Below are 21,361 nucleotides of genomic sequence, written 5' to 3' on the forward strand. Positions count from 1 at the left end.
ATCTTCAATAATGTTGGCATTTCAACAGACTGAAATTTTGCTTTGGATAATGGCCGTACTTATCCCTGTCATATTGGCTTGGGGCTGGGCACAATATCGGCAAAACCGCCAATGGCAGCAAAAACAACCAGGCCTGGCCGTTTTAGAGGCCGAAAATCAACATTTAAAACAAGAAAATGACCGTTTAGCCGAACAACTTTCGAAGCTGTATCCGTTGCAAGGGGAGTTTTCTCAGCAACAACAGCAACTACAAAAGTTGCACCAGCAACTGGATGAGGCCAAGCACGAGTATCGTGCCCAAACGAGTCAATTGAATCAAGCGCAATCTGAGTTGGCTAGTGTTCAAAGTCGATTGGAAGCAGAACGGAAAAGTGCCGATGAAAAAATGGCCTTATTGAGCTCGGCTAAGGAAACTTTGATGCAAGAGTTTAAGGTGCTGTCGAATGATATTTTAGAACAGAAACAACAACAAATGGGATTGCAGAGTAAAGAGGCAATCAGTGGCTTGGTTCAGCCGATGCAAGCAACCCTGGAGCAGTTTAAGGCGCGCATTGAACATGTTCATAAAGAGGACCTGGAAGGCAGAGCATCGCTTACCGAGCAGTTAAAAGCACTGCGTGAATTAAATCAAACCATGAGTGTGGAGGCAAATAATTTAACCCGTGCTTTGAAGGGCGATCAAAAGTTACAAGGTAATTGGGGGGAATTGATCTTACAAAAACTATTGGAGTCCTCAGGGTTGAGAGAGGGTATCGAGTTTGAAGTTGAAAAAAGCTTTACTCAATCTGATGGCAAACGCTTAAGACCTGATGTCATTATTAACTTGCCCGATAACAAACATGTGGTGATCGATTCTAAAGTGTCCTTATTAAGTTATGAAGCGGCATTAAATGCGGAAGAGGAACACTTAAAAACACAACACGTAAAAGCGCATTTATCCAGTTTAAGCAAGCATATTCAAGCATTATCGGATAAGCGCTATGACCATATTGATGGTCTAAATGCGCCTGACTTTGTGTTGATGTTTGTCCCCATCGAAGGGGCGTATTTGATGGCGATTGAAAATCAGCCGGCTATCTTCGAAAAAGCATTTGATCAAAAAGTGGCCGTTGTCACGCCGACCACGTTGTTTACCACCTTAAAAACCATTGAACAATTGTGGCGTTATGAGCGTCAATCAGAGCATACTGTTAACCTGATTAAACGCGCAGCCGATGTCCATGATAAGTTTGTCGGGTTTGTCACCACCTTTGAAAAAATTGGTAAACAACTTGATTTGGCTCAAAGCAGTTATCAGTATGCCTTTAAGCAAATGACTTCCGGTAAAAATAATCTGGTTAGACAAGCTGAGATGCTAAAAGATTTGGCAGGTAAGACGAAAAAAGATTTACCTTCACATCTATTGGCGGTCACGGAAGGCGACTCAATATTAGAAGATATGCGGGATGATGAGAAATAACGCGCTAAGTGACTGAAAAAATTGAAACACTGAATTTTTTTTAGTATAATCCGCCCTTTCCTGGATTCCCTGTCGGGATTAGGTCAACAGCAAGGGCGTTTTGCCCTTAGTAGAAGAATTTGTTAGTAGGATTTCCTGCTATCGTCAAATCTAAATTGGAGAAAGAAATGGTTGTAATTCGTTTAGCCCGTGGTGGCGCCAAAAAGAACCCTTACTATCGTGTAATGGTTGCCGATCAACGTAAAAGTACCAATGGTCGTTTTGTAGAACAGTTGGGCTTTTATAATCCAACCGCACGTGGTCAGGAAGAGGCTTTGCGTTTAGATTTGGCGAGAGTCGAGCATTGGGTTTCACAAGGCGCACAACTTAGTCCGCGCGTACGTAAACTCATGAAAGACGCCACTAAGTAATTGAACTTTAACGTTACCAGCCGCGACTATCCATGTCAGCTATAAATGATGACAAAATAATACTGGGTCAAATCAACGGTATTTATGGAGTTCAAGGCTGGGTAAAAGTTTTTTCGCATACGGATCCTCGTCAAAATATTTTAAATTATTCGCCCTGGCTGATTAAAGTGAATCAGACATGGCGAAGTTTTGATGTCATTGACGGACGGACGCAACAAGGTGGAAAACTTGTTGTCGCTAAAATTGATGGGATAGATGATCGTGAAATCGCACGAACCTTTATGGGGTGTGAAATCGCGATTTCACCGGAACAGTTGCCTGAAAGTGATTCAGGCTATTACTGGATGCAACTAATGGGTTGTCAGGTCTTTTTGGCCGACAATACCTTGTTGGGGAAGGTCACCGAGCTTGTTGAAACAGGCGCTCATGATGTTCTTAGAGTTCAGAAACCAGATGAAACCGGTATGGGATCTATTCTCATTCCGTTTGTGATGGAACGATTTATTCTTGACGTGGATGTTAAAGCGAAAACCATTAAAGTGGATTGGACGTTAGAAGAAGACGATGATTCGCTTTGATGTGATTACCCTGTTTCCAGAAATGTTTGAGGCTTTAACGGCTTCAGGCGTTTCACGCAGGGCTTATCAACAGGCTCTATTTGAATTAAATACTTGGAACCCGCGTGTGTTTACTGAGGATCGTCATAAGACAGTCGACGATCGGCCTTACGGTGGGGGACCAGGTATGGTGATGATGTATCCACCTTTAAAAAAAACGGTGGATGCCATTCATCAATCGGTGGCTAAGCCTAGTCATGTGGTGTATTTGTCGCCACAGGGTGCGCCCTTAACACAGCATAAGTTAACAGAATTGCAGTCATACGATCACTTGACCTTAGTGTGTGGTCGCTATGAAGGCATTGACGAACGCTTTATTAACCAATGTGTTGATGAAGAAGTTTGTGTTGGCGATTTTGTGGTGAGTGGGGGGGAGTTACCCGCCATGATGTTAATGGATGCGCTGATCCGGTTGATTCCAGGTGCATTAGGGCATGAACAATCAGCCGAGCAGGATTCTTTTGCTGATGGCTTGTTGGATTGTCCGCATTACACACGTCCGGTCGAAGTGGATGGGCTGAGCGTGCCTGATATTTTGCAACAGGGGAATCATGCCAAGATTGCAGAATGGCGCTATCAACAAAAACTGATTAGGACGCAACAAAAGCGGCCTGACCTTTTCTCCGCTTATCAAGCGCAATATGCGACAGATAAGCCGGAATAGAGTTTTTATAAACTCATGACAATTTGGATTCAACCTCTGGCAGCCGAGTCTGTTACTTGTTGGATAATATTCATTTCAGTTAGATTAACTGATTTATTTTGGAGTGCTTAGTAATGAGCGATATTATTAAACGTATTGAAGCAGAACAAATGACGAAGACCCTTCCTGACTTTCAAGCAGGGGATACCGTTGTTGTTCAAGTAAAAGTAAAAGAAGGTTCTAATGAGCGTCTACAGGCCTATGAAGGGGTTGTTATTGCCAAGAAAAACCGTGGTTTAAATTCTTCTTTTATTGTCCGTAAGATTTCTCATGGTGTTGGTGTTGAACGTACTTTCCAAACCTTCAGCCCATTAGTGGATTCTGTAGCTGTGAAGCGTCGTGGTGATGTTCGTCGTGCCAAGCTTTACTATCTACGTGACTTGTCTGGTAAGGCAGCACGTATTAAAGAAAAAGTTAAGTAAGTTCTGTCAGAATTGGCTTTTTAAAAGCACCCCTCGAGGGTGCTTTTTTGTTTTTAGAATCCGTGCGCAAAAGCGGTTGGATATTTTCTGATAGAATCGTCTATACTTTGCTCATGACCTTAGAACCCACTCCTGAAATTCGTGCTTTTATTGACTATTGTCGTTTTAATGAAGGCTTAAGCCATAATACGCTCTCAGCCTATGAACGAGATTTAAAGGCCGTTCAAAATGCCATCCCTGTCGATTTAAGTCGCGCAACAACCCCGCAAATTGAATCTTATCTACTTGATAATCATCAGCAACAGGTGAATCCTCGTACTATTGCCCGTCGTCTATCGTCGCTAAAGCGGTTTTACCGCTATCTTTGTTTACAGAATCAATTGGCAGAAGATCCCGCCGCCTTATTAAAAGCCCCTGCGCTGTTACAGTCGATTCCGTCTGTTATTACTGAAGAACAAGTTGAAGCCTTGTTGCGAGCACCTGACTTGAAAACGCACTTGGGTGTTCGTGATAAGGCAATTTTGGAGCTGATGTATGCTTCCGGTTTAAGGGTGTCTGAAGTGGTGAGTTTGCCATTTGAACAATTGAATTTATCTGCGGGTCTGGTTCAAGTGACAGGAAAGGGCAATAAGGAGCGCATAGTCCCTTTGGGTGAAATGGCGATAGAGGCTTTACAGTGTTATGTCAAAACAGCTAGGCCTGGGTTAATTTCTACGAATAAATGGGTTGATAGTCTGTTTGTCTCCCGACTTGGTCGCGCAATGACGCGACAAACGCTCTGGCATCGGATTAAAAACTTAGCTCTACTGGCTGGAATTGAATCGAATTTGTCTCCGCATGGATTGCGTCATGCCTTTGCGACGCATTTGATTAATCATGGGGCTGACTTAAGGACCGTACAATTACTATTAGGTCATGCCGATTTATCGACGACTCAGATTTATACCCATGTTGCTCAAGCACGTATGCAAAAAATTCATCAGCAACACCATCCTCGTGGCTAATCTGCCTTAAACATGAAATGATTGTGGAAAAGGTCGAAAATTCAGCTTGAGAAAACGGATCCCCGTTAAAATAGTTTTAATTTATTCAATATAGTAAAAGGAAATATTATGACCTTATTACAACGCCTGCCATCGGCGCTGTTTGTTGTTGCTCTAACGAGTGGTTTATGGAGTGGTTCAACGTTAGCACAGGAGGTTAATTCGATTCAAGCGCGTTTGAATGAGCTGATTCCAGGTGCACCTGAAGCGATGATTAAACCCACGCCAATAGCCGGTTTATATCAAGTGACAATTGATACTAAGGTGGTTTATATGTCAGAGAATGGTCAGTATTTAGTGAGTGGTAGTATTATTGACTTGGAGACTAGAGAGAATCTAACCGAATTAGCTGGGAATATTGCTCGAAAAAAAGCGTTAAGTCAGTTGGATAATAGTGAGATGTTGATTTACCCTGCAAAGGGAAAGGCTCTGAGGAGTATCACTGTGTTTACCGATATCGACTGTCCATATTGCCAAAAACTTCATAAAGAAATTCCAGCATTAAATGCGGCGGGGATTGAAGTGCGCTATCTCGCTTATCCTCGGGCAGGGGTGGGCTCAGAAAGTTTTCATAAAACCGTTTCCGTATGGTGCTCAAAAGATCAAGCCTTAGCAATGGATCAGGCGATGACTGGAAAAGCCATTTCCGCAAAACAGTGTGATAATCCAGTCGCATCTCATTTGGCATTAGGGCAGGTGTTTGAAGTGAATGGTACGCCTAATATTATATTGGATTCTGGAGAACGTATTCCGGGTTATGCGCCAGCCGCTGAATTGATTCAAGTCTTAACACCTAAAACAGCTAACAAGTAATCCGCTTTTTATGAATTCAGCATCGCACTATGCCTTCGGGCATACTGCGATTTTTGTTATTTAGGGTGTATTTTCAAGCGTCTTGATTGGGAGGTCTGGCGAACGATAACTATAGGGTCGAGGTTGTGATAGTACTTCGTTATTTAGGGCTTCCAGTGCATCGACTTTCGTAATCAAGACTTCTTGCTGCTGTTGCATGGAATGGATTTGGTCGCTCAATTGTTTAAAGGCGCTCTGTTGTTTTGGCCATAAATCAGGGAATTCAACTTTAGTCGCCGTCTGTGAAGTGGGTTGGGTTTTGAGTGTCGCACGGATCTCGTTCAAGAGTTGCTGTTGGGTTTTTGCAGAAGCAACGATGGATTTTAGTTGATTGATTTGTAACTTATTGAGTTGGGTCGGCTGAGTTGTCGCAGAGGGTTGTTTTATGTTTTGTGCGAGCGTTTCAAGTTGTGCCATTTTTGCAAGGGCATTCGCCTGTAGCTTTTGCTGTTCAGACAACACTTTCTGAATCAGAGTTTCAATTTGTGTCAATTGTGCGCTTTGGTCAGCGAGAGCAGGGCGCAAGCCATCTGCACGATTTTGTTCCGTCATTTCGGTCGGTGTTGCTGTGGCGTCTTTTTGTTGGTCTGTTGATTCCTTTTGAGACTCTTTTTTCAGATCAACTAAGGGTTGATCAACTAGGTTAGCCGTGTTTTGAAGTGTCGTTGGAAGAGCTGAACTTGCAGCTGAAGCTGTCGAGCCTTGGGTGAGTCTTTGGATATCACTTGCCAAGGCTTCAATGAGTGAAGACAGTTGGTCCACTTTCAAGGTTAAGTTTTTGGAAAAAAGCGTATTTTCTGTGGTGATAATATCCAGAACATCCCCTTTCAATTGCTCATATTGGTTATTCAAACTATAAAGCAGCCATCCAAGTACACCAACGGATGCTAAGCTAACCGTGATTGAAACCGTCATCATGACTGAAACCGCATTTCGAGCCGACTTGATGTCTTTAGCGGCACTGCGTAATGATTGACGCCAAGCAATATTGGCATCGGACAGCTCTACAATTTGGGTTTTTTGTTCATGAGCCAAATTAATCGCTTTTTCTGCTGCATGTTGACTTTGTTCGGCCGCCATGTGCGCCGTTTTGGCAGCTTCAAGTGCGACAGTCACCGCATCTATTGAAGCGGCTTTTTGACTGTCTTTGCCCAAAGCTGCTTTTTTAGAAGTCGCTGAAGTCACTTGTTGCTCCATTTCGTCAGTTGCCTCATTAAGATGGGACAGTTCATTTAGTAGGTCGTCAGCAGTGTCACTCATAGTCTTGCCTTTATGATTGCTTCATTGATTCGATACGGTACTTCAACCGCTGATTTTGTGTCTTAAGCGCTTGGTTACGCTCTCTAATGGCAGCAATTTCTGTTTGAATCGCTTGTGATGAGAGCGCATTCTCTTCATCTGGCAGTTCAATTTGATAACCGGCATTCTTAGCTGCTTCAAATGCTTTCTCTGTTGCATTGAATGTAGTTTCTATCGCTTGCTGGGTTTTTTCAGCAGAATTTTGAGCTTGTTTAGCAACTGCAAGCGCAAGGCGTGTTGCATCCTGGGCTGCTTGTGAAACTTGTTGGCTGATAGATTGAACCTCAGAATCAATAGAAATCGCTTCCTCCATTGTGTCAATAGAGTCCGCAGCTTGGTCGATAGAGGGCTCGCTTTCACCAACGTTGTTGTGTTGGGATGGAGATGCCGCTTCCATATCAGCATCTGTAGGTTCGTTTTCGTCTATTGTGGCTTCATCACCCTCAGCTTCGTTTGGGATGTGATCTACATCGGCTATGGATGAGTCATTTTCATCGCTGACATCCTCTGTTGAAGGTGAGTCTATTGATACTTCAGTTTCTGTAGCCTCATCCAGCGAATCAGGTTCCAATGCCGCTAGGGCTTCTAAGTCTGAAGCATTTTCAGATTCAATTTCGTTTGTATCGACAAGGGGGTCATCGCTGATTGAAGTGTCTTCATTCGTATCGTCTGGTTTGTCACTGGCTTCAATAACAGGTTCTACACTTTCGTCTGATTCACTTGAAGTGCTAAGGTCGCTTTCATCTTCAATTGGGGTATCTGAATCGATATCAACTTCAGTGAGGATGTCATCCAGTTGAGCACCAATGTCGTCCATTTCTGACGAAGCCGTCTCTTCATATTGCTCTGAAGCTTGTTCTGCCTGCTCGCTTATGTCAGAGAGATCTTCATCAAAATCATATTCTATTTCAATCGCCTGTTCATCTTCCGTGTCAGCAATTTCATCAGAGGACTCATTTTCTTCTGAGGCTTTTTCGACATCATCGAGCGCGTTGAGCAAATCGTCAGTATCATTTTGATCCTGGTCAGTAGCGGCTTCTTCGTCCATCATCTTTAACATTTCTTGGGTTGCTAAATCATCTTTTTCAATATCAGCGCTCATAGTTAAGATCCTTATACTGTCAATTATTGCGGTGAAGCGGTTTGAGTTTATGCAGATTAAGCAGAATTCATGCCATTCAAAAATGTGGTCAAATCTAGTGGCTCTTTAAATTGTAAGGCCTTTTGAGTGCTTGGGTGAAAAATATGAAGTTCCTGCGCGTGTAATAGGAGGCGATTAGCTGCTTGGAGCGCCTGTTGAGGCGCGTACAGATTATCGCCTAAAATAGGGTGCCCCAGCATTTTCATATGCAGTCGTAATTGATGGGAACGTCCTGTGATCGGAGTCAGTATAACTTCAAAGGCATTTGGCAAACTTTGAGTGACTTGCCAATAGGTAGTTGCTGATTTTCCTTGGCGACAGTCAATGATTTGACTGGGACGATTTTCCCAGTCACATCGCATAGGGAGTTGTACTTTTCCATGCAATTGAGAGGGCTTGCCAAAGCAAATCGCTTGATAGCGTTTGACAGTAAGTCGATCTTGAAATTGACGGCTCAATGCTCGATGGCTTTGGCGATTACGCGCGAGTACCATTAAACCCGATGTATCCATATCCAAACGGTGGACGATCAGTGCATCTGGAGCATAGTTTTGAACCTGAGAGAGCAGGTTCCAATCAGGAGGAGCCGTACGTCCTGGAACAGATAATAAGCCAGAGGGTTTATTGATAATCAATAAATCCTGATCTTCATAAACGATCCAATTCGATTGAAATGGAATAGAACTGAGTTTTGGTGGTGGTGTTAACATTTGAGCTTCAGATTGGCCTTGCGTTAGAATAGTGGTTAATTTGGGTTAAGTCGGTAATTGCGAGGTTACGGTTTAACAACGTTTTATTGTAAAAGAGAAAAGGTCATGAGTCATAAAGTTTCCGTTATTTTTGTTTGTTTGGGCAATATTTGCCGTTCACCGACGGCACATGCCGTATTTAGAGACCTAGTTGAAAAAGAAGGATTGATGGCTGATATCTTGATTGACTCAGCAGGGACTGCCAGTTGGCATCAAGGCAAACCAGCTGATCGGCGTGCGATTCAAACGGCGCAAAACAGAGGCATTGATATGTTGGATTTACGTTCACGGCCAGTGGATATGGGCGATTTGATAACATTCGATTATGTTTTGGCAATGGATTACGCCAATTATGACGATTTAAGGCAGATGGCATTACCGGAGCATCATGACAAGATTAAACTCTTTTTGGACTATGCAGAGGAAGTTTCAGAAACGGAAGTACCAGACCCATATTATGGCGGTCCACAAGGGTTTGATCATGTATTTGATCTGGTGACAGCTGCTTCAGAGGGATTGTTAGCAGAGATTAGAGAACGCTTGTAGCAAGCGGTTGTTTGAAAAACGACCAGGCCTGGCCGTTTTTCAAGCAAAAAATGTCAATTAAGACTCAGAAACAGTTTCTTTCTTCGTCATATCTTCTTTCACTGCAGGTTTTACCTCATTCGCGGTTTCTACTGTGTCAGCTTTTGGTTTTTTCTCTTCAACGGGTTGCTTTACAGCCGTCGAGGTTGGCGTGGTCTGATCCGTCGTTGCAACTGGCTGAGGTTGAGGCTCTAGCGAGTGAATTGACATGGTCTCCGCACCTTCTGGCTTGCGTCGTCTGCCATTGTAGCTACGGGTGTTGTAGCGACTTCTACGTCTTGGACGCTCACTGTTTGTTGTTTTATTCTCTTCTGGATTTTCAGCGGGCTGTGTCGTATCCGGCTGTTCCTTTGCCACCGTTTTGCTCTGAGCATTGACCTTGGTCTCTGCTTTTGCTGGAGATGGTTTTTCCTGTGCGTCATTGCTGCTGCTTTCGGTCGAATTTGTTTTGTTGCCATTTGGCTTGGCTGAACTTGACTGTGTGCTTCGATTGCTGCGACGGCGACGACGACTATTGCCGGTAGACTCTTTTGGTGAATCAGTTGAGTCTGTTTGAGGCGAAGCGGCACTTGAACGGTTGTCTGTTGTTGATTTGTTACGACGACTATCCGGCTTGTCGGTGCTGGTGTCACCATCCGTTGAATTACGACGACGATTATTTCGGTTGCGGCTTGAATTACGATTCCGGTTTCGATTATTGTTGCTGTTTCGAGTTTCTTTCTTTTGTTTTTCCTGTGCGTCGTTTTCCTGGTTAGTGTCTTCTGACTGACTGGCAAATAATGTCTTCCACAGTCGAGTAAGTAGGCCAGGTTTTTCGGAAACTACTGGTTTAGGTGCTGGTGGTGGAGAACTAGGCTGCATATTCTTAATGGCCGGTTCTTCTTTAATAATTGGCACAGGTTCTTTCATCTGCTCGGAATCTGAGCTGATGATTTCCTTTAGCTTATAGCTGGATTCTTGCGATAGTTCTTCACCGTGACGGCTTCTTTCCATTAAATAGTCAGGTGTATCTAAATGCTCGTTGGGAACAATGAGAATATGCAATTGATGGCGATCTTCAATGCTGATGATTTGATGACGTTTTTCATTGAGTAGGAAGGTCGCAACATCAACGGGTAATTGCACCATGACGCGACGAGTGTTTTCCTTCATCGCTTCTTCTTCAAGCAATCTTAAAATAGACAGTGCAAGAGATTGTACGCCACGAATTACGCCTGTCCCTTTACATCTTGGGCACACCATTTGGGTGGATTCTTCAATAGAAGGGCGTAAACGTTGGCGAGACATTTCCAATAAGCCGAATCGAGAGATTTTACCAATTTGAACGCGGGCACGATCCGTTTTGACGGCTTCACGCATTTGATTTTCAACATCCCGTTGGTGGCGATTTGATTGCATATCGATAAAGTCAATCACCACTAAGCCACCAATGTCTCTCAGTCTGAGTTGGCGTGCAATTTCGCTAGCGGCTTCCAGGTTAGTGTGGTAAGCCGTTTCTTCAATATCTCCACCTTTGGTTGAGCGACTGGAGTTAATGTCGATAGAGGTGAGCGCTTCCGTAATATCGATGACAATTGCGCCGCCGGAAGGTAAGACCACCTCACGGGTGTAAGCTGTCTCAATCTGAGACTCTACTTGAAATCGAGTGAAAAGGGGGATGGTATCTTGGTAAGGCTTGACCTTATACACTTGATGCGGCATGACATGTTGAACAAACTCTCGTGCCTTTTGATAGGTGGGCATATCGTCAATAATAATTTCACCAATGTCTTGGCGCAAATAATCACGAATGGCAAGAATAACAATGTCGGATTCTTGGTGGATTAAGAACGGAGCCGTATTTTCTTTTGACGCTTTTTGAATGGCCTCCCAAAGCTGGACAAGATAATTCACGCCCCATTGCAATTCTTCTGTGGACTTGCCAACGCCAGCGGTGCGGATAATGAGTCCCATGCCTTCAGGCATGTCCAAGTCTCTAAGCGCATCACGCGTTTCTGAACGTTCATCGCCTTCAATGCGGCGTGAAATCCCACCCGCCTTAGGGTTGTTTGGCATCATTACTACATAAGGACCTGCAAGCGTGATTTGTGTAGTCAGCGCAGCCCCTTTATTCCCTCGTTCTTCTTTTTGAACTTGGATAATGAGTTCTTGGCCTTCGGTGAGGATGTCTTTAATGGAAAGGCGGTTATTGGACTTATTATCTGGGTAGTATTCTTCAGCGATTTCCTTAAAAGGCAGGAAGCCGTGGCGCTCTGCGCCATAATCGACAAAGGCCGCTTCTAAGCTTGGCTCTATACGGGTAACCGTTCCTTTGTAAATATTGGCTTTTTTCTTTTGGTGGCTTGGAGTTTCAACATCAAGGTCATAAAGCTTTTGACCGTCAACTAGAGCAATGCGCACCTCTTCAGATTGGGTGGCGTTAATAAGCATTCTTTTCATGCAGTTCTCGTTTATGTAGTGTAAGGAAGCCTACCAGAACTGATTTTGAGGAGAATTAAGACGAGACAAGAGTTTTTGGCATCTTTTGCAGTCATGCTACCGATTTCGGCATTGAGTTCAGCGCTTTATCGTTTGAAAGCGTCAATGCAACGAGTGTATTAAAGACTGATCTTTTTATCGAGCTGGCAACGACGTTAGGTTGTAAGCTCTTAGCCAATTAGAATTGCCGAATTGCGCATCTAATTTATTTCAAAGGTGACTCTTGTTTTTAAGCTAGTTTGGGTTCTCGTATGACTAAGAAATCGTCTTATGAACGTCGCTGTTTGGCGGCTGCGATACTTAGTGTTTAATCTGCTTAAAATAGTTACTTGCAGTGCTTCAAGTTAAAATTTTTAAATATTGTTGATTGTATGATTAAACAATATTTTTAACGCGCGTTTCATTTGGAAACAGGCGTTTTAGGAATCTAAAATTTAAATTAATGCGCACGTAATATACCACTCATAACTAAGCCATGCAATTTTTAAATTCGGGTGGGTTGTATCGACAGGCGTTTATCCGTATCTAGCCATGACAAAAGTAGGCTACAATAGCGCACTAATTTAAAGATTTTTGAAATTGTGCTCTGTTGTTTGGAGTTCGAAACGAACGGTAGGTGGTTGCATGTCAGGTGTGCGGTTTATTGAAGTGACGTCCGAGGATGCTGGGCAAAGAGTGGATAATTTTTTGATGCGTCATTATCGCTCAGTACCTAAGACTCTGATTTATCGTGTTATTCGTAAGGGTGAGGTAAGAGTAAACAAAGGGCGTGTTAAACAAAATAGCCGCTTGAATGACGGGGATATTGTCCGAGTGCCTCCCATTCGAGTTGCGGAGAAGGTGGCTTCTGAAGTGCCTGCTTCGCAGTTAAAACGAATCGAAGACGCTATCTTGTATGAAGATGCCGATTTAATGGTGATTAATAAGCCTTCGGGCGTTGCTGTACATGGTGGAAGTGGCATTCAGTGGGGGTTGATTGAGGTTGTTAGAGCTTTGCGCCCCCTGGCTAAACGCTTGGAGTTAGTGCATCGCTTAGACAGGGACACGTCCGGTTGTATCTTGTTGGCTAAAAAAGCCTCCGTTCTCAAGCAGTTGCATGCTGATATTCGGGAAAATAAAATGACCAAAATTTATTTGGCATTGGTGGAAGGACATTGGCCGTCAGGTGTTGAGAAAGTTGATTTACCCCTGCTTAAGAATACCTTGCAATCTGGCGAGCGCATGGTGAAGGTCGATGAACAAGGTAAGCCCTCAGTAAGCTACTTTAAAGTGCAGCAGCGGTTTGAACAATATGATTTGGTCTCAGTGCGGTTAAAAACGGGGCGTACACATCAAATTCGAGTTCATGCATTGTCGCAAGGTTGTCCCGTTGTTGGCGATGATAAGTATGGAGATAAGGTGGCAAATAAAGCGGCTCGCAAAATTGGCATGAAACGATTGGCTTTGCATGCACACTTGTTGGGCTTTGAGCATCCAGTTACCCAGGCCTGGTTAGAAATTGAGGCGCCTTTGCATAACGACTTCAAAGTCGTTCTAGAAAGATTAAGTGAGTGATGAATGAATAATCAATATCAATGTGTGATTTTTGATTGGGATGGAACCCTAATGAATTCGGAGGCTAGGATTGTTGCTTCGATTCAAGCAGCTGCTCAACGAGCTCAATTCCCTGTCTTGTCGTATGATGTTTCTAAACAGATTATTGGTTTGAGTTTGGAAAAAGCCATTTTGGCACTTTACCCCGATGCATCAGATGAGTCTATTGAGTTGATGGCAAAAAACTATACCGAATGTTTTTTGAATGAGTCAGCGGTGCCAATGATGCCATTTGCAGGGGCGGAGACTTTGTTACAGGATTTAAAATCGCTCGGTGTAAAGTTGGCAATTGCAACCGGAAAAAGTCGTCGTGGCTTGGATCAGGTATTGGCAGAGTTGGCCTATACGGATTATTTTGATTTGACGCGGACGCCAGTTGAGGCTGAGTCTAAACCCAGCCCCTTAATGCTTGAACAGATACTAGAAGCTTTCGGCTTGGACGTTTCACAGGCGGTGATGGTGGGGGATACCGAATTTGATATGGAAATGGCAAGAATTATAGGGATGGATCGCATTGCATTAAGTCATGGTGTGCATGAAACGGCAGTTTTGCAATCTTATGATCCGGTTGCCACTTTTGATGATCTAATGACGATGCAGGCCTGGTTAAAAAGTCGGGTTCATCCTTACGTAGGACGTGAGTGTTTGTAGTTGTAAGGTAGGGCAATACCACATTTTTTGAGTAACGTGGTGAGTTCGATTAACGGGAGGCCGATCAGGGCGTTAGGGTCTTTGGATTGAATTTCTTCAAATAGTGTAATCCCAAGTCCTTCCGATTTAAAGCTACCTGCGCATTGGTAGGGGGTTTCGAGTCTGAGATAGTGTTCGATTTCAGTATCGGAAAGCTGACGAAATTGAACGCGTGTGATATCAATGGCTTGATGAATTTCAGATCCTTTGACGACAGCCAGTCCGGTAAGAAATTCAATGGTATGACCACTGAACTGCTGGAGTTGTTTGATGGCATTGGCGTGGGTGCGCGGCTTGCCGATGGCTTTGCCATTGAAGGTCGCGCTTTGATCTGAGCCAATGACAATGGCATCGGGGTATTGAGAAGCAACGACTTGCGCTTTTTGTCGTGATAGGCGTTGAACCATATCGATGACACTTTCATTGGTAAGCGGGGTTTCATCCAATTTTGGGTTGGCTGTCTCGAAGGGGAGCTGGAGTTTTTCCAGTAGTTGTTTGCGAAACGGTGACGTGGAAGCAAGAATGATTTGCGGTATAAACGAGTTTTGGTTCATGCTAGGCCTTTGTTTTTTTTGAGGTTTAAATCGGTTGGTTATGAAATCTCGAGGTGATTTATTTTTTGACTTTGAAGGGGAATGCGGGTATTATGCGCGCCATGTTTGATAACCTTCCAGATTTAATTGATCCTGTTTATTGTGCACAACATAATAAACATTATACCGCCAGAGTCAATCAAGCCGATTTTCCGCGCTTGAGACAACAGCTGGTAGCCGATGATTTGGATGTGGAAGTCTCAGTGCGTTTTTACTATCATCGACAGTTTAAAATGCACGCTTTTGATCTGCAAGTTAAGTCGCAGTTTCAGTTAGAGTGTCAACGATCTTTAAAGCCTTTTAGCTTGGATATTGCCTCTTCTGTGACCGGCGTTTTTGTAGAGTCAATGGCTTTGGCCGAAGACTTGCCGTCGGAGGTGGAAGTTTATGAACTTGAGACAGATAAGATCTCATTGATTTCACTGATAGAAGATGAACTTTTGCTTCAGGTTCCGATGGTGCCAGTCAATGACCAAAGTTTCATGGATTATGACAATCTAGCTGAGGACAATTTGTCTGAGCCGGAAACCGAATTAACCCAAAAGCCCAATCCTTTTGCAGTATTGCAGGGATTGAAAAATAACCCAAATTAACGTCAGGAGACACTAAAATGGCTGTTCAAAAAAGTCGTAAGACCCCTTCAAGACGTGGTATGCGTCGTTCACATGATGCATTGACTACCACGGCAATTACTGTAGATGAGACAACGGGTGAATTACATCGTCGTCATCATGTAACTGCAGATGGCTTCTACAAAGGTAAAAAAGTCATTCAAAAGGGTTAATCCTTTTTGTTCGATTTTGAGAGCGTTATTTTGTTGGATCAATGGAATAACGCCCGCTTTGTTTGAAACTAACCACTTTCTGAAACACACCGTTTTTATTGGCGGTTTTCCATTCTTGAATGAATTCATTTCGTTGTTTAATATTTAGGACAATCCATTGAGTATCAAAATTGCCGTAGATGCGATGGGGGGAGATCATGGTGTTCAAGTGACTATCCCTGCTTCGCTTGAAGCTTTGACCCGATTTTCAGATATCACGCTATTGCTTGTCGGTAATCAGGGCTTGATTGAATCGGAGTTGTCTAAACACGATTATGACGCTTCTCGGATAGAGATCGTTCACGCTGAACAGGTTGTCGAAATGGATGACTTGCCTTCTAAAGCCCTCAGAAATAAGCGCCAATCATCGATGCGAATCGCTTTGAATTTGGTCAAAGAAGATCAGGCGCAGGCCTGCGTCAGTGCCGGTAATACCGGTGCACTGATGGCGATCTCAAAATTTGTGTTAAAAACCTTACCCGGTATTGATCGTCCAGCGATTTGTACGCAAATGCCAACAATGAAAGGGCATGTGCATCTATTGGACTTGGGTGCGAATGTTGGGGCTGAAGGTCATAATCTTGCCCAGTTTGCTGCCATGGGGTCAGCATTGGTGGAGGCAGTCGATAATAATCCAACTCCGCGTGTTGGGTTACTTAATATTGGTGAAGAAGAGATTAAGGGGCATCAACGAATTAAAGATGCCAATGTGTTGCTGAAGAAAAGCTCGATTAATTATATTGGATATGTCGAAGGCGACGAGATTTATCAAGGTCATGTTGATGTGGTTTCTTGTGATGGCTTTGATGGAAATATCGCGTTAAAAGCCAGCGAAGGTGTGGCGAAAATGATTTCATTTTATTTACGAGAAGCCTTTAGTCGCAATATCCTCACGAAGTTGGCTGGGCTTTTGGTCATGCCAGTATTGAAAGCTTTTAAGGAAAAAGTCGACCCAAGACGGTATAATGGCGCATCCTTATTGGGGCTGCGTAAGATTGTGATCAAGAGCCATGGTGGGGCAGATAAGTTTTCTTTTTATTATGCGATTGCCGAAGCTAGACTAGAAGCACTTAAGAATGTGCCTGAGTTGATTGCTGTGAAGGTTAAAAGCATTTTAGATGACCAGCAAAAATCCGCTGATGAAGCAAAATAAATAAATAAACTAAAGTGTTCAGTTTGATGTAGGGCGTATTCGGCATATATCTGCCAATGTACCTACTCTCTATAAAGCAGGTATTATGAGTCAAAGAATATACAGTCGAATTGTTGGAACCGGAGGCTATCTGCCAAAGAAGGTGATGACTAACCTGGATTTGGAAGCCATTGTTGAAACCAGCGATGAGTGGATTCGTGAAAGAACGGGTATCGAAGAGAGACGGATTGCCGCTGATAACGAAACGACTTGTGATTTGGCAGAAAAGGCAGCATTACAAGCGATGGAAATGGCAGGGGTCACCGCGGATCAACTCGACATGATCTTGGTTGCAACCACGACACCAGACAAAATCTTTCCCAGCACGGCTACCTTGTTGCAGGCTCGATTAGGCAATCATGGCGCTCCGGCATTTGACTTGCAAGCAGTTTGTACAGGGTTTGTTTATGCCTTGAGCGTAGCTGACCAATATATCAAAACAGGTATGGCAAAAAAAGTGCTTGTGGTTGGCGCAGAAACCTTGTCTCGTATTACCAATTGGCAAGACAGAAATACCTGTGTGCTGTTTGGTGATGGGGCGGGTGCCGTCTTGTTAGAAGCTTCGACAGAAACGGGGATTTTATCAACGCATTTACATGCAGACGGTCAATACGAAGAACTTTTGCATGTGCCTTCTGGGCCTTCTAAGCGCCCAAAAACCGACGAAATCGCCGAACGAACCATGTCAATGAAGGGTAATGAAGTCTTTAAAATTGCCGTCAATACCCTGAGTCAAATTGCCAACGAAACCCTAGAAGCCAATCAGATGCAAAAAGAGCAAATCGATTGGTTGGTACCGCATCAGGCGAACTTACGTATTATTAAAGCAACCGCGCGTAAACTGAAACTGGGAGACCAGCAAACGGTGATTACCGTGAATAAGCATGCAAATACCTCAAGTGCTTCAATTCCTCTGGCATTGAATGAAGCGGTTCGTGATGGCAGAATTCAAAAAGATCAGATGTTGTTATTGGAAGCTTTTGGTGGCGGGTTCACTTGGGGTTCTGCTCTGATTCAGTATTAAAAGGATTTTTTTATGTCTTATGCATTTGTCTTTCCAGGTCAAGGTTCTCAATCAGTAGGGATGTTGGCCGATTTAGCGCAACAACATCCTGTGGTTACAGAAACCTTTCAAGAAGCCTCTGACGCTTTAGGTTATGATTTGTGGGCGCTTGTACAAGAGGGCCCCGAAACTCAACTAAACCAAACCGATATCACTCAGCCAGCCATGTTGACTGCAGGGATTGCTACCTGGCGTGCGCTGGAGCGTATGAAGCCTTTAACGCCATCATTTTTAGCCGGTCACTCGCTTGGCGAGTATTCTGCACTGGTCGCTGCAGGCGTCATGACCTTGTCTCAAGGTGTGCAATTGGTTGCTGAACGTGGTCGTTTGATGCAATCCGCTGTTCCAGAAGGACAAGGTGGTATGGCCGCTGTTTTAGGGTTGAAAGATGATCAAATTATTGAAATTTGTGCAGAAGTCTCAAAGACAACAGGTGTTTTAGAGGCGGTCAATTTTAATTCTCCCGGGCAGGTTGTGGTCGCGGGAGAAAAAGTCGCCGTTGATGCTTCCTTGTCGTTGTTCACGGATGCAGGAGCAAAACGTGTGGTACCTCTGGCCGTTAGTGTTCCGTCGCACTGCTCGTTAATGAAGCCAGCCGCTGAAAGTTTGGCGCAATCTTTAGCCGATATGACATTTGAAGTGCCAACCATTCCTGTGATTCATAATGCCAGCGTGGAATCTTATGATGATGTTAATCAGATTAAGCAAGCTTTGGTCGAGCAATTATACCGTCCCGTACAATGGGTTAAGACCATTGAGACAATGAAGCAAAATGGCGTAGATCGTTTGTATGAATTGGGGCCAGGTAAAGTGCTTATGGGGCTAAATCGTCGTATTGATCGAAAAATGGGGATGCAAGCGGTTTATGATTCCGCTACACTTAACGCATCTCTAGAAACACTGTAAGGAAAGGATATGGTTTCTGAAAAAATTGCATTTGTTACGGGTGCGAGTCGCGGAATTGGTAAAGCAATCGCCTTGGATTTAGCAGCGAACGGTGCAACCGTTATCGGTACAGCAACTTCTGAAAAAGGGGCGCAAGCCATTACGGATTATATACAGGCAGCTGGTTTTAAAGGCTGTGGTAAATGCTTAGATGTAACCAGCGCTGAGCAGGTTACCCAAGTATTGGCTGAGGTGGTTAAAGATTATGGTACGCCGACCGTTTTGGTGAATAATGCCGGCATCACACGAGATAATTTATTGATGCGCATGAAGGATGATGAGTGGGATGATATTATCAATACCAATCTGAGCTCTGTCTATCGTGTTTCTAAAGCCTGTCTTCGCGGTATGATGAAGGCCAAGCAAGGGGCGATTATTAATATTGCCTCGGTTGTGGGTGTGATGGGGAATGCGGGACAAACCAATTATGCTGCGGCTAAAGCCGGTATCATGGGATTTACCAAGTCATTAGCCAGAGAGATTGGGGCAAAAAACGTGACGGTGAACACAATTGCCCCTGGATTTATTGATACGGATATGACCAAAGCGCTTCCTGAAGCACAGCGTGATGCCTTGATTCAACAAATTCCATTAAAACGCTTGGGAACGCCAGATGATATTGCGAAGATGGTGACTTTTTTAGCCTCTTCAGGCGGGTCTTATATTACTGGGCAGACCTTAAACGTGAATGGCGGCATGGTGATGATTTAAGGTTGAATTCCTTTCAAGTTATGAGTTTTCGCTAAAATGACTATTTAAAGTGAGAATTAGTTAATAAAATAGCTTGAAAAAAAAGCCAACTAAGGCGAAAATGAGCAAAATTTTTTAACGAATTATTTTAATTAATAGAAAACTGGAGAAGGTTTCATGAGCAGTATTGAAGAACGCGTCAAGAAAATTGTTGTTGAGCAGTTGGGTGTTGAAGAAGATCAAGTGACCGCTGATGCGTCATTTATTGATGATTTAGGTGCAGACTCGCTAGACACCGTTGAGCTGGTTATGGCTTTAGAAGAAGAATTTGATTGCGAAATTCCAGATGAAGAAGCTGAGAAAATTTCAACGTTAGCACAAGCAACTGCTTATGTAGAAGCTAACTTGTAAAATAAAGATTGAAAGAGTATCTAAAAAAGCCGTCTTGACGGCTTTTTTTGTTTTTAAAACCTTTTCTAACACGTTACCGGAGAGAGTTGCTTAAACATGTAAGTGATTCAATGACGGTAATAATAGTATGCCGATTGGCGTTTATTGTATCGCTTTGACCTTAGTTAAAGCGTGTTTACCATTTTGATAAGGATTGCATATGGGGTTGCGTCGTGTTGTTGTAACGGGAGTGGGGTGTATCACGCCTTTAGGAAATACCGTTGAGAAGACTTGGACTAAATTGTTAGCGGGTGAAAGTGGTATCGATTTTTTAACACGGTTTGACACGACGTCTTTTGCCGTTAAATTTGGCGGTGAAATAAAAGAGTTTGACGTTACCGACTATCTTTCCGCTAAAGAAGCCAAAAAGATGGATCCGTTTATTCATTATGGCATGGTCGCCGGTATTCAAGCGATAGAGGATTCTGGACTTGAAATTACTGAACAAAACGCCACCCAGATTGGTGTCTCGATTGGGTCAGGCATAGGAGGCATTGGTTCCATTGAAAAGCAACATGCTATCTTAGAAAAGTCAGGCCCTCGTCGAGTGTCACCCTTTTTTGTTCCCAGCGCGATTATTAATATGATTTCCGGCAATCTTTCGATTCTTTATGGCCTTAAAGGCCCTAATATGGCGATTGGTACGGCCTGTGCCACTGGGACTCACAGTATTGGTGATGCTTACCGCATGATTCAGTTTGGTGACGCCGACGCAATGGTGGCGGGAGGCGCTGAATATGCCACCACGCCATTGGGGGTTGCTGGATTTGCTGCTGCTAAAGCACTTTCAACCCGTAATGAGGATCCACAGACGGCCAGTCGTCCTTGGGATAAAGATCGAGATGGCTTTGTTCTAAGCGATGGCGCTGGCGCATTGATGTTGGAAGAATATGAGCATGCCAAAGCGCGGGGCGCGAAAATCTATTGCGAGATTGTTGGGTTTGGCATGAGTGGTGACGCGTTTCATATGACTAAGCCGGCTGATGGTGGAGAAGGCGGAGCAAGATGTGTTAAAAATGCCTTGCGTAACGCTGGGCTGAATCCTGAACAAATTGATTACATTAATGCCCATGGAACCTCAACGCCAGCAGGTGATGTCTGTGAGGCCAGTGCTATTAAGTCGGTATTTGGCGATCATGCCTATCAATTGGCAGTCAGCTCAACTAAATCCATGACCGGACATGCTTTGGGCGCGGCTGGGGCAATGGAAGCAGTGTTTACCGCTTTGGCAATTCAAGATCAAGTACTGCCGCCGACGATGAATTTACAAAATCCAGCAGAAGGGTGTGATTTGGATTTTGTTGCTGGAGAGGCTCGTCAAGCAAAAGTAAACTATGCGATATCCAATTCATTAGGCTTTGGTGGCACTAATGCCACCCTCGTTTTTGGAAAGGTTTAGATGACCGTTATCGGGTCTTTGTGATTGTATGACAGTGGCTTCACCGCATATCAAGGTGGTTTCGATTGCCAGTGATGGCATGGATCTGCTTAAAATTCATCATCATTTTCCGACCCGATACCCCTTCTTGTTGGAAAGTGTCGCCCAAGGAAACTTAGGGCGTTA

General features: G+C 43.8%; 23 protein-coding genes. 18 read left to right on the top strand and 5 right to left on the bottom strand.

Annotated features, from left to right (window positions below):
• Positions 1-10: 10 nt before the first annotated feature.
• From rmuC to CYQ88_RS01120, 7 genes are all read left to right on the top strand, one after another.
• Positions 11-1,459 carry a DNA recombination protein RmuC gene (gene rmuC / locus CYQ88_RS01090; RefSeq protein WP_101839480.1) on the top strand — a complete coding sequence of 483 codons (1,449 nt, stop codon included), beginning with the start codon at positions 11-13 and terminating at the stop codon, positions 1,457-1,459.
• Positions 1,460-1,626: 167 nt separating this feature from the next.
• Complete coding sequence (gene rpsP, locus CYQ88_RS01095; RefSeq protein ID WP_101839481.1) at positions 1,627-1,869, top strand: 30S ribosomal protein S16; 243 nt, start codon at positions 1,627-1,629, stop codon at positions 1,867-1,869.
• A gap of 32 nt (positions 1,870-1,901) precedes the next feature.
• The gene (gene rimM / locus CYQ88_RS01100; protein WP_101839482.1) at positions 1,902-2,447 is read left to right on the top strand and encodes a ribosome maturation factor RimM; all 546 of its coding nucleotides are present in this window, start codon (positions 1,902-1,904) and stop codon (positions 2,445-2,447) included.
• Positions 2,434-3,150 (top strand): tRNA (guanosine(37)-N1)-methyltransferase TrmD, encoded by a 717-nt coding sequence (gene trmD / locus CYQ88_RS01105; protein WP_101839483.1) that lies wholly within the window; start codon positions 2,434-2,436, stop codon positions 3,148-3,150. Before rimM ends, trmD begins: the two co-directional genes overlap by 14 nt.
• A gap of 113 nt (positions 3,151-3,263) precedes the next feature.
• Entirely contained in the window at positions 3,264-3,611 is a 348-nt protein-coding gene (rplS, locus tag CYQ88_RS01110) for a 50S ribosomal protein L19 (protein WP_101839484.1), read from the top strand.
• A 113-nt stretch (positions 3,612-3,724) separates the two neighbouring features.
• Positions 3,725-4,615, top strand: a complete 891-nt coding sequence (xerD, locus tag CYQ88_RS01115) for a site-specific tyrosine recombinase XerD (protein WP_101839485.1) — start codon at positions 3,725-3,727, stop codon at positions 4,613-4,615.
• 108 nt (positions 4,616-4,723) lie between these two features.
• Positions 4,724-5,467 carry a DsbC family protein gene (locus CYQ88_RS01120; RefSeq protein ID WP_101839486.1) on the top strand — a complete coding sequence of 248 codons (744 nt, stop codon included), beginning with the start codon at positions 4,724-4,726 and terminating at the stop codon, positions 5,465-5,467.
• A 60-nt stretch (positions 5,468-5,527) separates the two neighbouring features.
• Here CYQ88_RS01120 and CYQ88_RS01125 read toward each other — a convergent pair whose 3' ends face one another.
• The 3 genes from CYQ88_RS01125 to CYQ88_RS01135 are packed head-to-tail and all read right to left on the bottom strand — an operon-like array spanning position 5,528 to position 8,656.
• Positions 5,528-6,766 (bottom strand): hypothetical protein, encoded by a 1,239-nt coding sequence (locus CYQ88_RS01125; RefSeq protein ID WP_101839487.1) that lies wholly within the window; start codon positions 6,764-6,766, stop codon positions 5,528-5,530.
• Positions 6,767-6,776: 10 nt separating this feature from the next.
• Entirely contained in the window at positions 6,777-7,907 is a 1,131-nt protein-coding gene (locus CYQ88_RS01130; RefSeq protein WP_101839488.1) for a hypothetical protein, read from the bottom strand.
• 56 nt (positions 7,908-7,963) lie between these two features.
• Entirely contained in the window at positions 7,964-8,656 is a 693-nt protein-coding gene (locus CYQ88_RS01135; RefSeq protein ID WP_101839489.1) for an RluA family pseudouridine synthase, read from the bottom strand.
• A 105-nt stretch (positions 8,657-8,761) separates the two neighbouring features.
• On the opposite strand from CYQ88_RS01135, the gene CYQ88_RS01140 reads away from it, so the two are divergent.
• Positions 8,762-9,241, top strand: a complete 480-nt coding sequence (locus tag CYQ88_RS01140; RefSeq protein WP_101839490.1) for a low molecular weight protein-tyrosine-phosphatase — start codon at positions 8,762-8,764, stop codon at positions 9,239-9,241.
• A gap of 57 nt (positions 9,242-9,298) precedes the next feature.
• Here the strand turns inward: CYQ88_RS01140 and CYQ88_RS01145 are convergent, their stop codons facing one another.
• Positions 9,299-11,719 carry an Rne/Rng family ribonuclease gene (locus tag CYQ88_RS01145; protein WP_101839491.1) on the bottom strand — a complete coding sequence of 807 codons (2,421 nt, stop codon included), beginning with the start codon at positions 11,717-11,719 and terminating at the stop codon, positions 9,299-9,301.
• Positions 11,720-12,382: 663 nt separating this feature from the next.
• On the opposite strand from CYQ88_RS01145, the gene rluC reads away from it, so the two are divergent.
• Together rluC and CYQ88_RS01155 are read left to right on the top strand one after the other, a co-directional pair.
• The gene (gene rluC / locus CYQ88_RS01150) at positions 12,383-13,312 is read left to right on the top strand and encodes a 23S rRNA pseudouridine(955/2504/2580) synthase RluC (RefSeq protein ID WP_101839492.1); all 930 of its coding nucleotides are present in this window, start codon (positions 12,383-12,385) and stop codon (positions 13,310-13,312) included.
• A 3-nt stretch (positions 13,313-13,315) separates the two neighbouring features.
• Positions 13,316-14,002: an HAD family hydrolase gene (locus CYQ88_RS01155; RefSeq protein ID WP_101839493.1), complete on the top strand. Its 687-nt coding sequence runs from the start codon at positions 13,316-13,318 to the stop codon at positions 14,000-14,002.
• Here CYQ88_RS01155 and CYQ88_RS01160 read toward each other — a convergent pair.
• A complete protein-coding gene (locus CYQ88_RS01160; protein WP_101839494.1) occupies positions 13,978-14,595 on the bottom strand; it encodes a nucleoside triphosphate pyrophosphatase in 618 nt (205 codons plus the stop codon). The genes CYQ88_RS01155 and CYQ88_RS01160 overlap by 25 nt on opposite strands.
• 92 nt (positions 14,596-14,687) lie before the next feature.
• On the opposite strand from CYQ88_RS01160, the gene CYQ88_RS01165 reads away from it, so the two are divergent.
• From CYQ88_RS01165 to fabF, 8 genes are all read left to right on the top strand, one after another.
• Entirely contained in the window at positions 14,688-15,227 is a 540-nt protein-coding gene (locus CYQ88_RS01165; RefSeq protein ID WP_101839495.1) for a DUF177 domain-containing protein, read from the top strand.
• A 17-nt stretch (positions 15,228-15,244) separates the two neighbouring features.
• The gene (gene rpmF / locus CYQ88_RS01170; RefSeq protein ID WP_101839496.1) at positions 15,245-15,418 is read left to right on the top strand and encodes a 50S ribosomal protein L32; all 174 of its coding nucleotides are present in this window, start codon (positions 15,245-15,247) and stop codon (positions 15,416-15,418) included.
• Positions 15,419-15,575: 157 nt separating this feature from the next.
• Entirely contained in the window at positions 15,576-16,610 is a 1,035-nt protein-coding gene (gene plsX, locus CYQ88_RS01175) for a phosphate acyltransferase PlsX (protein WP_101839497.1), read from the top strand.
• A gap of 85 nt (positions 16,611-16,695) precedes the next feature.
• Positions 16,696-17,673, top strand: coding sequence for a beta-ketoacyl-ACP synthase III (locus CYQ88_RS01180; RefSeq protein WP_101839498.1), 978 nt, complete (start codon positions 16,696-16,698; stop codon positions 17,671-17,673).
• A 12-nt stretch (positions 17,674-17,685) separates the two neighbouring features.
• Positions 17,686-18,618 (top strand): ACP S-malonyltransferase, encoded by a 933-nt coding sequence (gene fabD / locus CYQ88_RS01185; protein ID WP_101839499.1) that lies wholly within the window; start codon positions 17,686-17,688, stop codon positions 18,616-18,618.
• A 9-nt stretch (positions 18,619-18,627) separates the two neighbouring features.
• Positions 18,628-19,368, top strand: a complete 741-nt coding sequence (fabG, locus tag CYQ88_RS01190; protein ID WP_101839500.1) for a 3-oxoacyl-ACP reductase FabG — start codon at positions 18,628-18,630, stop codon at positions 19,366-19,368.
• 156 nt (positions 19,369-19,524) lie between these two features.
• Positions 19,525-19,758, top strand: coding sequence for an acyl carrier protein (gene acpP, locus CYQ88_RS01195; RefSeq protein WP_101839501.1), 234 nt, complete (start codon positions 19,525-19,527; stop codon positions 19,756-19,758).
• 199 nt (positions 19,759-19,957) lie between these two features.
• Positions 19,958-21,196: a beta-ketoacyl-ACP synthase II gene (gene fabF, locus CYQ88_RS01200; protein ID WP_101839502.1), complete on the top strand. Its 1,239-nt coding sequence runs from the start codon at positions 19,958-19,960 to the stop codon at positions 21,194-21,196.
• Positions 21,197-21,361 lie beyond the last annotated feature (165 nt).

The sequence above is a fragment of the Hydrogenovibrio sp. SC-1 genome, assembly GCF_002848135.1.
Taxonomy (GTDB): domain Bacteria; phylum Pseudomonadota; class Gammaproteobacteria; order Thiomicrospirales; family Thiomicrospiraceae; genus Hydrogenovibrio.